10 protein-coding genes, 1 tRNA gene and 1 pseudogene are annotated in these 12,149 nt (G+C 61.8%); 5 read left to right on the top strand and 7 right to left on the bottom strand.

Going from position 1 to position 12,149, the window contains the following annotated elements:
- Positions 1-860, top strand: a pseudogene (locus tag A2J01_RS26160) (glycosyltransferase); the annotation flags it as partial.
- Positions 861-863: 3 nt separating this feature from the next.
- On the opposite strand, the gene A2J01_RS26155 reads toward A2J01_RS26160, so the two are convergent.
- The 6 genes from A2J01_RS26155 to A2J01_RS26130 all read right to left on the bottom strand — a co-directional run bounded on the left by A2J01_RS26155 (position 864) and on the right by A2J01_RS26130 (position 6,222).
- Positions 864-1,691 (bottom strand): TylF/MycF/NovP-related O-methyltransferase, encoded by an 828-nt coding sequence (locus A2J01_RS26155; protein WP_064113902.1) that lies wholly within the window; start codon positions 1,689-1,691, stop codon positions 864-866.
- A gap of 46 nt (positions 1,692-1,737) precedes the next feature.
- Positions 1,738-2,808, bottom strand: a complete 1,071-nt coding sequence (rsgA, locus tag A2J01_RS26150; protein ID WP_064113903.1) for a ribosome small subunit-dependent GTPase A — start codon at positions 2,806-2,808, stop codon at positions 1,738-1,740.
- A gap of 197 nt (positions 2,809-3,005) precedes the next feature.
- Complete coding sequence (gene glfT1, locus A2J01_RS26145) at positions 3,006-3,902, bottom strand: galactofuranosyltransferase GlfT1 (protein WP_019746444.1); 897 nt, start codon at positions 3,900-3,902, stop codon at positions 3,006-3,008.
- On the bottom strand, positions 3,899-4,705 hold the full coding sequence (gene wzt / locus A2J01_RS26140; RefSeq protein ID WP_050655610.1) for a galactan export ABC transporter ATP-binding subunit Wzt/RfbE: 807 nt from the start codon (positions 4,703-4,705) through the stop codon (positions 3,899-3,901). Before wzt ends, glfT1 begins: the two co-directional genes overlap by 4 nt.
- A gap of 10 nt (positions 4,706-4,715) precedes the next feature.
- On the bottom strand, positions 4,716-5,588 hold the full coding sequence (gene wzm / locus A2J01_RS26135) for a galactan export ABC transporter permease subunit Wzm/RfbD (protein ID WP_064113901.1): 873 nt from the start codon (positions 5,586-5,588) through the stop codon (positions 4,716-4,718).
- A 64-nt stretch (positions 5,589-5,652) separates the two neighbouring features.
- Positions 5,653-6,222, bottom strand: a complete 570-nt coding sequence (locus A2J01_RS26130) for a bacterial proteasome activator family protein (RefSeq protein ID WP_003943894.1) — start codon at positions 6,220-6,222, stop codon at positions 5,653-5,655.
- A gap of 132 nt (positions 6,223-6,354) precedes the next feature.
- Between A2J01_RS26130 and A2J01_RS26125 the strand changes: the two genes are divergently transcribed.
- Complete coding sequence (locus tag A2J01_RS26125) at positions 6,355-7,557, top strand: cysteine desulfurase-like protein (RefSeq protein ID WP_064113900.1); 1,203 nt, start codon at positions 6,355-6,357, stop codon at positions 7,555-7,557.
- Positions 7,558-7,572: 15 nt separating this feature from the next.
- On the opposite strand, the gene A2J01_RS26120 is transcribed toward A2J01_RS26125, so the two are convergent.
- On the bottom strand, positions 7,573-8,562 hold the full coding sequence (locus A2J01_RS26120) for an NAD(P)H-quinone oxidoreductase (protein ID WP_007731765.1): 990 nt from the start codon (positions 8,560-8,562) through the stop codon (positions 7,573-7,575).
- On the opposite strand from A2J01_RS26120, the gene A2J01_RS26115 reads away from it, so the two are divergent.
- From A2J01_RS26115 to A2J01_RS26105, 3 genes are all read left to right on the top strand, one after another.
- Positions 8,561-9,799 carry a lactate 2-monooxygenase gene (locus A2J01_RS26115; protein WP_054188648.1) on the top strand — a complete coding sequence of 413 codons (1,239 nt, stop codon included), beginning with the start codon at positions 8,561-8,563 and terminating at the stop codon, positions 9,797-9,799. The two genes, A2J01_RS26120 and A2J01_RS26115, sit on opposite strands and share 2 nt — an antisense overlap.
- Positions 9,800-9,927: 128 nt before the next feature.
- Positions 9,928-10,353 (top strand): MarR family winged helix-turn-helix transcriptional regulator, encoded by a 426-nt coding sequence (locus tag A2J01_RS26110; RefSeq protein WP_020968140.1) that lies wholly within the window; start codon positions 9,928-9,930, stop codon positions 10,351-10,353.
- A 51-nt stretch (positions 10,354-10,404) separates the two neighbouring features.
- A tRNA-Ser gene (locus A2J01_RS26105) sits at positions 10,405-10,494 on the top strand.
- The last annotated feature ends 1,655 nt before the right edge of the window (positions 10,495-12,149 follow it).

Below are 12,149 nucleotides of genomic sequence, written 5' to 3'. Positions count from 1 at the left end.
AGCGTCACGAGCGTCGAGTCGATGCGGGATACAACGCCTGGTGGACGTGCCTGATCCCCGCCGAAGTTGTCGAAGCCATCGGGTTGCCCGTTCCGATCTTCTTTCAGTGGGATGACGTGGAGTACGGAATCAGGGCCCGGAAAGCAGGGTTTGTCACTGTCACGTTGCCCAACGCCGCTGTGTGGCATGCCGATTTCTATTGGAAGGACTTCGACGACTGGGCCCGCTACTTCAGTACGCGTAACTCCCTCGTCGTCGGGTCTTTGCACAGCGATCTCGACACCAAGGGACTTTCACGTCAGTTCTTCCGCCAGATCTCCGAATTCCTCGTCGGAATGCAATACGGCCTTGCCTTCACGACGTTGAAGGGCATCGAGGACTATCTCGACGGTCCGGAAGCGTTGCGGGACGGCGGCATCGAGGCCATGGCAAGCGTCCGTGCCGGCCGAGCGCAGTATGCCGAGACGATCAAACACGATGCGGCTACCGCCCCGATCGCCTCGAACGAACTCCACACCGAGCGTGCCGGTGGTGAGCCGAGCCTGATGCGAGTGATTCTGGCCAAACGTGGGTTGAATCAGTGGCTGGGGCGCACCCGTGGCGGTTTGGTCAATATTCCGCGCGAGGATGCGCACTGGTGGCACATCTCGCAGTTCGACCATGTAGTCGTCACCGATGCTTCGCAGTCGGGGGTACGTATCCGGCAGCGAGACAAGGCCACGGCGCGCGCTCTCCTTGTCCGAACGGTCAAGCTACTGCGTCGATTCCAGAAGGAAGCACCTGCCGTTTCGACGAAGTACCGTGCTGCGATGCCCGAACTCACGAGTCGAGAGAACTGGGCACGTCTGTACGAGAAGTGATTCTCAGCTGGTGATCTCGACGATGACCTGCTCGTTGTCCACGGTGTACCCGAGGTATCCGAACGAGATGCCGGTGCGTGTGACGAACTCCGTCCACGCCCGGTACTCGTGCAGCTGCCACCCGGGATAGTTGAAGAACTCGTCGAAGACGACGATCGACCCGGGTACCAGTCGGTCGCCGAGGAGATCGAGCACCGTCTTGGTGGACGAGTAGAGATCGGCGTCGAGGTGCAGGAACGCAACGGGGCCGGGTTCGTCGTTCAGGAACGAGGGCAGGGTGTCCTCGAAGAGGCCCGGAACAAGTTGCGCTCCAGGTACTTCGGGGACTGATTCCTGAGCGAACTCACCAACCGGGAACCCGGTCCGCCAGGTTTCCGGAAGGCCGGAGAACACGTCGAAACCCGCGACGGTTCCCTCGCGTTCGGTGAATGCCTCCGCGATGATCCTGAGTGTGGTTCCGCTGGCAACGCCGAATTCGAGTGCCATGCCGGGTATTTCGATCAATCCCAGTGCATGGCGAAGCGTGTCGTGTGGGTGGCCGAACGTCTCGGCGACGCGAAGGTGTTCGAGGATGAACTCTGCGGTCGATGCCGTCGCTTGCAGGTCCACGGCGTAGGCCAGATCCCGTCGCTGACGAAATTCCAGTTCGTCGATCCTGGACCGGAGGCCCGCGATGTCACCGCGGGCCCCGGCCAGTTCGTCACGTGAGAGCGTCAGCGCATCGAGGATCTGTTGCGTGCGATCTGCGTTGCGCCGGTCGGCGGCCTCGACCACCTCGGATACCGCACGCTGAAGCTTGGTTCTGGCGCTGGAACGGAACTGCTCGAACATGGCAACCTCTCGTCGGGATCACTCCCATGCTGCCAGGCTTTGTTCGCTACCGGTCCCGACCGCGGTAGTGACTCTTGAGTTGTCGGGAGATCACCTTGATCTCCCGCGTCCTCTCTGCCTGCAGACGAGCATCGCTTCGCGCGGCGTTCCATGCATTCTCTCGCTGTAGTTTCCGGTAGCTCGCAAGTCTCCGTTCGTCGATATCGCCGCGCCCGAGTGCGCTCAGGACTGCGCATCCCGGCTCGGAGTTGTGTGCGCAATCGGAGAACCGGCACTCTGCAATCAGCTCCTCGATCTCGGGGAACGTCTTGTCGATCCCCTCCGCCGCGTTCCACATGCCGACCCCTCGCAGGCCGGGTGTGTCGATCAACGTCCGGCCGCCGGAGAAGGGGATCAGTTCTCTCGTGACGGTGGTGTGGCGTCCCTTTCCGTCGCCGGTCCGAACGCGACCGGTCTCGAGTCGATCGGCACCTGTGGTGTCCGCGAGGAGGGCGTTCGCGAGCGTCGACTTACCGGCGCCTGATGGACCGAGTATCGCCACGGTGCCGTCCAGAACTGCATCGAGTACATCCATTCCTTCGTTGGTCTCGGCACTCACAGCCAGCACTGTTGCGCCGGGCGCAATGGCAGCGACCTCGGCGAGAGTGTCGGAGATATAGTGAGCTGCATCCGATTTGGTGAGTGCGACGACAGGGGTTGCACCACTTTCCCAGGCGAGTGCGAGTAGTCGCTCGATGCGCCCGAGATCGACGTCGCCGTCCGAAGCCGTGGCGATGACGACGGTGTCGACATTGGCCGCCAGAATCTGGCCTTCCGATTTTCCGGATGCCGAGGATCGAACAATGCTGCTTGATCGAGGGAGTATCGAAGTGACCGTGTGCATCTCGGGTTCGCGTGAGTCCCGTAACTCGGCCACGGCGACCCAGTCACCCGTACAGAGTGGATCGCTGCCGCTGAGTGCGCGAACTGTGCCTTCGGCGACGGCCACGTCACACCGCCCCCGGTCGACGCGAAGAACGCGCCCGGGTGCGGAGTCCGGTGGGGCCAGGGCAGTGAATTTGTTCGAGAGTGTTGCGTTCCAACCGTATTCGGTCAGGGGCGTGCTGTCTTCCGACATGGTGAGTGTGTCCTCGAGTACGAAGAAGTGTGAATGTTGACGGTGCTGAAACTGCGGAACACGACAGTCATCAATACTCACTCCTCGAAAATCTCAGGACGCACCATGCGTCGGATCAGAATCGTCTCAGCCGCAGACGCGACTGTGCAACTGATTTAAAAGATATCGGGGCAACTGCTTCAACTCAGGACGACTGACTAACTCGGGCGTTCGAACTTTTCTTCCCGGCCGAGCTTGCGCAGTCGCATCCACTCGCGCAGTCCTGCCGGATCGCGGCGTGTGATCAGGAAGTACCAGCCGAACCGAACCCATTCCTGCGGAAGCAGTTTCCGCATTCCCGGTTGGGCGAGGATGTATCCACGGTTGCGGTACGTGAAGTAGCGCTTCGTGTCGTTGTCGGGGTACTGCGTGTGCATGCGTCCGCCGAGGATCGGCTTGAACTCGTCCGCGCCGTTGGGGTGGACGTAGGCAGTTTGCAGGCAGGTACCGAACTTCAGGCCGGAGCGCACGAGGCGACGGTGTACCTCGACCTCGTCGCCGCGGACGAACAGGCGTAGATCCGGAACACCGACGGCATCGATCGCGTCGGCGGTGAACAGTGCGCCGTTGAAGAGGGACGCGATACCGGGCAGGAGATCCTCGTCGCCGAGTTCGGAACGCAACCGGCGCCACGACGTGCCGCGGCGAAGTGGGAAGGCAAGGCGGTCGGGGTTGTCGATGTCGCAGACGACGGGGGAGACCTCGGCCAGGTCGTTTCGAATTGCACAGTCGAGCAGTGTTTCCAGGACTTCGGGACCCTCCGGGCGCCCGTCGTCGTCTGCGAGCCAGACGCGGTCGGCGCCGAGCGAAAGTGCGTAGAGAATGCCCAGAGCAAATCCTCCGGCACCGCCGAGGTTGTGCTGAGAACCGATGTAACTGGTCGGCAGTGGAGCGTTGTCGACGAGCTCTTTCACATCGGCTTCGTCGGCATTGTCGACGACAACAAGATGGTCGAGCGGCCGCGACTGGGTGCTGAGAACCTTCAAGGATTCGGCCAGCAGTTCACGCCGCTTGTGCGTCACGACGACACCGATGATTTTCTCGGGTGCGCTCACGGGGTGCTCTCCCGTTCCATTTCCTTGATGACGTGGCGCACATGCTCTGCGGCGTCGTCACCTTCGTAGGCGCGCACGACGTCTTCGATGTCGCCTTGCATGCGGATCTGGCCGTGGTCGATCCACATGGCGCTGTTGCACAGCTGGGCGAGGAATTCGTTGGAGTGGCTGGCGAATACCAGGATTCCGGAGCGTTCCACCAGCTTCTGAAGCCGGATGCGAGCTTTCTTCATGAATTCGGCGTCGACAGCCCCGATGCCTTCGTCGAGTAGCAGGATCTCGGGATCGATACTGGTGACGACGCCCATGGCAACGCGCACGCGCATGCCGGTGGAGTACGTGCGCAACGGCATCGAGAGGTAATCACCAAGTTCGGTGAATTCGGCGATGTCGTCCATTTTCGCGAGCATCTGCTTGCGGGTCTGACCGAGGAACAGGCCGCGGATGATGATGTTCTCGTAGCCGGAGATCTCGGGGTCCATGCCGACGCCGAGATCGAAAACAGGTGCGACGCGTCCGCGAATACTGGCGGATCCTCGAGTGGGTTCGTAGATTCCGGAGAGCAAGCGCAGCAGGGTGGACTTTCCGGCGCCGTTGTGGCCGACCAGACCTACACGATCGCCCTCTTTGAGGTTCATCGTGATGTCTTTCAGGGCTTCTACGACCACGACATCGGAACTGTTGCGGCCGATGGCGCCACCTGCTTTGCCGAGAAATGCCTTCTTCATCGACCGGGACTTCGCGTCGAAGATCGGGAAGTCGACGCAGGCGTTGTGCGTTGAGATGTTCACATGTTCGGTCATTGCGATGTCCCTAAACCCAGTAGGGCACGCGGGCCCGGTATTTGCGAAGCGCCAGCAAGGCGACGGCCCACCCGACCACGGTGATCGTGATGACGATGTACCAGTGGTAAGGCTCTTGGGGCTGCCCGATCATCGGCGCGCGGACGATGTCCAGGTAATGGAACAGCGGATTGAGTTCGGCGATCTTTGCGCGATCTCGGACGGCGCCGCCCTGAGCCTCGAGGCTTTGCGTTGTCCACATGATCGGTGTCAGCACGAAAAGGAGCAACGTCAGCGAAGACAGAATCGGTGCGATGTCGCGGTATCGAGTGGCGAAGATGCCGAACACGATCGAGACCCACAGTGCATTGAGCACGATAAGTCCCAACGCCGGGATCGCGGCTAGCGACGCCCAGCTCAGATTCCGCCAGACTCCGAACGCGACCACCATGATCACGTAGATCAGGAGGTTGTGTGCGAAGAACAGAATTTGCCGCCACACCAGACGGTAGATGTGCACGCTCAAGGCCGATGGCAGCTGTTTGATCAGGCCTTCGTTGGCGACAAAAACTTCGGAACCCTCGATGATCGAGGCATTGATGAGGTTCCAGACGATCAGGCCCACCGTCACGTACGGCAGGAACTCCTGGAGTGGCATGTCCAACAGGGCCGCGTACAGGATGCCGATGGCGGTGGCCTGCACGCCGGTGGCGATCGTGATCCAGAACGGACCGATCACCGACCGGCGGTAGCGCTGTTTGATGTCCTGCCAGCCGAGGCTGAGCCACAACTCACGCTGATTCAGACCGTCGCGAAGGTCTTTGAACGCACGACGGAACGTCTGGGAGTCGGACACGGGCGCGGGTGCGTCCGGCGTCTCGGATTCGATTGCGGATGCTGACACGGAGGTCGAGCCTACCGGCCTGGCGTCGGAGCCGGTTTTCCCGCGGACTTCGTGGTGGTCCGGGTTACAGATACTGGCCGGTTCCTGGGCTCTGTTGGTCCGGATGGGCAGGCGAATGCGGAGCTCCGATGCTCATGCCGGGAGGCAGTGCGCCCTGCCGCATTTGTTCGAGCTGGGCGCGCGCTGCCATCTGCTGCGCGAACAGTGCGGTTTGAATTCCGTGGAACAGTCCTTCGAGCCAGCCGACGAGTTGGGCCTGCGCGATTCGCAGTTCGGCGTCGGAGGGAATGGAGTCGTCGGTGAACGGGAGGCTCAGTCGCTCGAGTTCTTCACGGAGTTCGGGTGCCAGGCCTTGTTCCAGTTCTCGGATGGACGAGGTGTGGATGTCCTTGAGGCGCTTGCGGCTGGCGTCGTCGAGCGGCGCGGCGCGCACTTCTTCCAAGAGTTGTTTGATCATCGTGCCGATTCGCATGACCTTCGCCGGCTGCTCGACCATCTCGGCGACGGACTCGGCTTCGGATTCCGCGCCTTCGGTGGTGCCAGATGTGGAGGCCTCTGCCTCGGCCGCCGGCATCGCGACGGGTCGACCGTCGGGTCCGATAACGAGTACCTGCTCTTTGTCGGGGTTCGTCATGCTTCCATCTTGTCGTGTGTGGGCGACAAACGCCGCGTAACCCCCAAAAAGTTAGCTACCGAATAACTGTACTGACGGGTAATTGGGTGACTGCCTTCGACTAAGCGGGCGTCTGCACCTAGAGTGTCGAGCATGGCTTACGACGTTGCCCGCGTACGGGGGTTGATTCCCTCACTCGGTGACGGCTGGATCCACCTCGATCCGCAGGCCGGAATGCAGATCCCGGACGCCGTCTCGCGGACGGTCTCCACCGCGTTCCGTGCCTCTGCATCTTCTTCCTCCGGTCGCCACGTCTCGAACCGTCGTAGTGCTGCCATTCTCGAGAGTGCGCGCACCGCGGTCGCCGATCTGGTCGGCGGAGATCCTGCGGGAGTCGTTCTCGGATCAGACCGAGCGGTGTTGTTGGCTTGGCTCGCCGAGTCGCTCAGTTCGCGGTTGGGCCTCGGAACCGGTCTCGTACTCTCGCGCCTCGACGAAGAGGCGAACGTCGCGCCCTGGCTTCGTGTGGCCAGTCGCTACGGCGCTCAGGTGCGATGGGCAGAGGTCGAAATCGAAACGTGTGAGCTCCCGAGTTGGCAGTTCAACGATCTCATCACCTCGACCACTCGATTGGTGGCCTTGACGGCCGCATCACCGGTCGTCGGTTCGGCTCCGAACGTCCGCGCCGCAGCTGATCGTCTGCACGAATTCGGCGGACTGATGGTGGTCGACGCCGTCGGTGCAGCGCCATATGCGCATGTGGACATGGCTGATCTCGGGGCGGACATCGTTGCCGTCAGCGCGCCGTCGTGGGGCGGTCCGCAGGTGGGCGCACTCGTCTTCCGCGATCCCGGACTGCTCGACCGAATTCCGGCCGTGTCGCTCAACCCGTACGCGCGTGGCGCCGAGCGACTCGAGGTGGGCGGTCATCAGTTCGCGCTGCTGTCCGGTCTCACGTCGTCGATCGATTTCCTGGCGGGCTTGGACGAATCGGCAACGGGAACCAGGCGTGAGCGCCTCGAAACCTCGATCAGCTCGCTGCAGGACTACCAGGACGGTCTGTTCGATCACCTCATGCGTTCTCTCGCAGCCCTGCCCAACGTGATGGTGATCGGCGGCGCACCCACGCGGGTGCCGACGCTCAGTTTCACACTCGAGGGGATGGCGGCAGACAAGGTCGCGGCGCACCTGGCCGACAAGCGCATCGCGACGGTCAGCGGTACGCATGGTGGTTCCAGGCTGCTCGACGCCCTCGGTGTCAACGACGAAGGCGGCGCGGTCACCGTCGGCCTTGCGCCGTACACGCCGCGGTACGAGATCAATCAGCTGGTCGCCGAACTCGGCGCCCTGGGCTGATCGATCCCGCTCGGCTCACTTCACGGTGAGGATGACCTTGCCTACGGTTTCCGGCGAATCCAGCAACTGATGGGCTAATGGCGCCTCGGTGATCGGAAGTTCGGTCGACACGATCGGTTGAACCGATCCGTCTGCGATCAACGGCCACAACTTCGCGCGGACGTCGGCGACGATGTCCGCTTTACCGCCGGGGCCGGTGAGCGGACGCCCACGCAGGCCCGTCGACGTGATGTTTCCGCGCTTTCCCATCAGCTTGGCGATGTCGACTTCGCCCTTGCGGCCACCCTGCATTCCGATGATCACGACGTGGCCGTCCATGGCGAGTGCGTCGACGTTGCGCCCGAGGTACGACGCTCCCATGTTGTCCAGAACCACGTCGGCGCCGTGGTTGTCGGTGGCTTCGGCGAGTGATGCTACGAAGTCGCTGTCGCGGTAGTTGATGAGAATATCCGCGCCCAATTCGCGGCAGCGGTTCAATTTGTCCTCCGAACCCGCGGTAACTGCGACGCGGGCGCCGAGGGCTTTGCCGACCTGGATGGCGTGGGTGCCGATTCCGCCGCCACCGCCATGGACGAGGAGGACCTGTCCGCGTCGGAGACCGCCGCGCATCACGACGTTGGACCACACCGTGCACGCAACTTCCGGCAGAGACGCTGCGACACGGAGATCGACGCCCGCGGGAACCGGGAGAAGTTGTGTTGCCGGGACCGCGACCTTCTCGGCGTAACCGCCGCCGGCCAGCAGTGCGCAGACTTCGTCGCCGACGGACCAACCGGTGACGTCTTCGCCGAGTTCGGTGATCACACCCGAGCATTCGAGGCCGAGAATGTCACTCGCGCCGGGCGGCGGCGGGTAGAAGCCTTGACGTTGGAGCAGGTCGGCGCGGTTGACTGCGGTCGCGGCGACCTCGACGAGTACGTGCCCGCGAGGTAGTTCAGGATCGGGCTGTTGCGCCCATTTCATGACCTCGGGACCGCCGGGCTGATCGATCGTTATGGCGTACATGGATACGACGCTAGCGAATCTCCCCGCTGACGGGTGTTTTGCCGCTACCGTCGCGGACGTGACTTACTTCGGGAACATGCAGAACGAGATCTATCTGACGGGACTGAGCGGCGCGAAGCCGGCTTTGCCGATGACTGCGGCAGGCTTGGAAGATGCCGCGCGCGAGCAACTCTCACCGGAGGCTTTCGGGTACATCGCCGGTAGCGCGTCGACCGAACGAACCGCGGAGTCGAATCTGCGGGCGTTCGACAAGCATGCGATCGTGCCGCGGATGTTGCGGGGGACTGCGGCGCCCGACGCGCGTGATCTGAGCGTCGAGGTGTTGGGGACGCGGTTGGCTGCACCGATCCTGACGGCTCCGGTGGGCGTGCTCGGCTTGGTCCACGACGACGCCGAGGTTGCGGTCGGTTCGGTCACTGCCGAGTTGGGGATCGGATCGATTCTCTCGACGGCGGCATCCTCGACCATCGAAGACGTAGCGGCGGCCTCGGGCGATAACTGGTGGTACCAGCTGTACTGGCCGGCCGACGACGAGCTTGCCGAGTCGTTTGTCCGTCGAGCGGAGACGGCGGGCGCGAAGGCTATCGTCCTGACTGCCGACACTCCCGGTATGGGTTGGCGTCCAAGGGATCTCGAGCTCGGCCACCTTCCGTTCCTGCAGGCGAAGGGTATTGCCAACTATCTGTCGGATCCGGTGTTCCGCGCCAAACTGGCGACGCCGCCCGAGGAGAGCGCAGAAGCGCTGCAGATCGCGGTTCTCACGTGGGTGTCGTTGTTCGGTAACCATGCGGTGCGGATCGCGGATATCGCGAAACTTCGCCAGTGGACGACACTTCCGATCGCAGTGAAGGGAATTGTCCATCCCGACGACGCACGTGAGGCCGTCGCGGCCGGCGCCAACGGCATCGTCGTGAGCAACCATGGTGGGCGTCAGGTCGACGGGTCGATTTCGGCACTCGATGCTCTCGGTCCCGTCGCTGATGCGGTGGGGGATGAGGTGGACATCCTGATGGACTCCGGAATTCGTTGTGGTGCAGACGTAATCAAGGCTCTGGCCTTGGGTGCCGATGCAGTGCTGTACGGGCGGCCGTGGGTGTACGGGTTGGGATTGGCCGGAGCGGACGGAGTGCGTCATGCGCTCCGGAGTCTCTTGGCCGACCTGGATCTCACCATGGGACTGGCGGGGCTGGCATCGGTCGCCGAAATCGATCGTTCGATCCTGATGTCCAATTCGTGACTTTAGGGTGAGTCTTACTGTGACGGGCGGACACAGGTCTAAACTTGGAACCTGTGACAGCTGAAGCGACAACCGAGGAGACATCGCAGGCGGCGCACGGTGAGACACCGTGGCTGACGCCATGCGAGATGCGTGCATGGCGCGGCTACATGGACGGTAATCAGCGCCTCATGGAGGTGCTCAACCGCGAACTGCAGGATTCACACGACCTGTCGTTGGCCGATTACCGCATTTTGGTCATGCTCTCGGAGTCAGCTGACGGGTCGTTGCGGATGAGTGACCTGGCAGACGGCGTGCTGTCTTCGCGGAGTCGCCTCACGCACCAGATCAGGCGGATGGAATCTCAGGGCATCGTCGTGCGAGACACCTGCGTCGAAGATGGTCGCGGCGTGCTCGCGCGGATCACGGAAGAGGGTAGGCGTCGCCTCGCCGAGGCAGCGCCTACTCACGTGGCCGGGGTGCGGAACAATCTGGTCGATCTGCTGACTCCCCAGGAACTGGACGTGCTGGCAGACGTCTTCGAGAAGGTCGACAAAGCCATCGGCGAGCGCTGACTTCTGGAGCCGTTTTCGCGGTCCGTGGGAACACCCGATAGGATCGCCCACGGAAGCGTGGCAGAGCGGCCGAATGCACTCGCCTTGAAAGCGAGCGTGGCGTTAAACCCACCGGGGGTTCAAATCCCTCCGCTTCCGCCAAATGTTCGTTGTTCAAACCCAGCCCGCGCGAAAGCGTGGGCTGGGTTTTTTCGTGCCCTACGAAGCGCAGGAGCGTCGAGGAGTCGGATGTGTAGCAATCTTTGCCGCCCTGGGGTCGCCGGGTGAAGCAATGGCTTCGCCACTTCGGTGCTACGTCCGATGTTGCGGCAATCTGCCGGTTCTCGTTGTGCTGTGGTGAACGATCAGCCATTGCGGCGCTCGGCGACGAGAGTTCCAGGTGATCGCATCGTGCGGCTGGTGGTCAATTCGATTCCCTCCTTGGCTAGATGGGCTCGTGGTTTACGCGGCCTCCTTGCGCTTGGTGTCCGAATGAGCTGCGCGCCACCAATTAACTGTTGACCGTTCAATAAGTTTGCGTGGCCATATCGCCAGAGACCACGTTGCATTCAATCTGCTGAAATGCTCCGGATCGTGCCTTGTTTGCACGTTTGCTCGACTGTCACCAATGGGCGGATGGTCCAAGTTTGGTGACCAGTCGGGGCCCCAAACCCACTGTCAGTCCACGTCAACAAGCTGCGAACCAGCTTGCCGAAGCTCACGGGGACGTGCCTGCCGGGTTCACCGGCAATGTGCCGATCCCGCCAGATCCGAACGCGCCCGACGATCGATCGTTCCCGCAAAAAGTGTGGGACAGCGCGTGGGGTGTCGGGGAAAGCGCGGTCGACACAACAGTCGATAGTGTCGGAACGCTCGGGGATGCGTGGCGAAATTTCCTAGTAGTCCCCGTGCACGATGCCGCCGTCGATCCGTTCGGGTTCAATCGCGGTCAACGAGCACAACCTTCACCCGAGCATTCCCCGGCTGAGATCGCTGCCGCAGCAGCAAATATCGTCTCCCTCATTCCGATCGTAGGCACAGGAGGCAGAGTCGGCGGAGCTGCCGTGCAAGAAGCGGTGGAGGCTGTTCTGCGGCGCGGCGGAACCGCCGCAGACGCCGAAGCCGCAGGTCGCAGGGCAGCCGCCACCGACGGTGAGGCCGGGAATAGAGCCCCTAGCGATCCGACTATTCCCGTCGGAGACAGACCGGCCTCGACACCTGTGGGTGGGCGCGGAGATCGCGAAATAAATGTAAAGCCCGGAACCAATCGTCCTGGAATAGTCAACGGTCGTGAATATACGGGGCATGCGTTCGACCGAATGCAAGAGCGCGGCATACTCCCATCCCTGGTTGAACAGGCCATTCGTGAAGGGGTGGCGACCCCGAGCAGAGGAAACACGACCGTGATCTATGATTCGATAAACAACCTATCAGTTATCATCAATGAAACGGGCAGAGTTGTGACCACCTCATTTGGCAATTTATCGGGAAAGTGAAAAACATGACGGATCAATCAATTTACCGCCTGGAAGCTGAGCAGGTTAATCGCGATTATTGTGACGGAAAAATATCCTTGCATGCGCTAGTTGAAATATTCGAGAGGTACGTCAGAGAACGCGAATCGGAGCGTGCATCAGATTCCGAAACCCTGAGGGGGGCCTGGGGTCAAATTGAAATAATGAATGCAATTAACCAGGATGATCCTTCGAATTCGAGCAAAAATGAGTCGGAGGTGCGAGAAGTTATTCAAGAATTCTTGGACTTGCTTCCGTAGTCTCTTTTCTCGGTCCAGGGGCGACTAATCAAGGCAGGCTTTG

It is taken from the genome of Rhodococcus sp. EPR-134 (assembly GCF_001647205.1).
In the GTDB taxonomy this organism is placed as follows: Bacteria; Actinomycetota; Actinomycetes; order Mycobacteriales; family Mycobacteriaceae; genus Rhodococcus_F; species Rhodococcus_F qingshengii.
This window is presented reverse-complemented; position numbering and strand designations above follow the sequence as displayed.

Excerpts from the sequence above, each read along its gene's own strand:
- A2J01_RS26155 (WP_064113902.1), bottom strand. The coding sequence starts at position 1,691 with ATGTTCGAGCAGTTCCGTTCCAGCGCCAGAACCAAGCTTCAGCGTGCG.
- A2J01_RS26120 (WP_007731765.1), bottom strand. The coding sequence starts at position 8,562 with ATGTACGCCATAACGATCGATCAGCCCGGCGGTCCCGAGGTCATGAAA.
- A2J01_RS26110 (WP_020968140.1), top strand. The coding sequence starts at position 9,928 with ATGCGTGCATGGCGCGGCTACATGGACGGTAATCAGCGCCTCATGGAG.
- A2J01_RS26125 (WP_064113900.1), top strand. The coding sequence starts at position 6,355 with ATGGCTTACGACGTTGCCCGCGTACGGGGGTTGATTCCCTCACTCGGT.
- A2J01_RS26130 (WP_003943894.1), bottom strand. The coding sequence starts at position 6,222 with ATGACGAACCCCGACAAAGAGCAGGTACTCGTTATCGGACCCGACGGT.
- rsgA (WP_064113903.1), bottom strand. The coding sequence starts at position 2,808 with ATGTCGGAAGACAGCACGCCCCTGACCGAATACGGTTGGAACGCAACA.
- A2J01_RS26115 (WP_054188648.1), top strand. The coding sequence starts at position 8,561 with ATGGATACGACGCTAGCGAATCTCCCCGCTGACGGGTGTTTTGCCGCT.
- wzt (WP_050655610.1), bottom strand. The coding sequence starts at position 4,705 with ATGACCGAACATGTGAACATCTCAACGCACAACGCCTGCGTCGACTTC.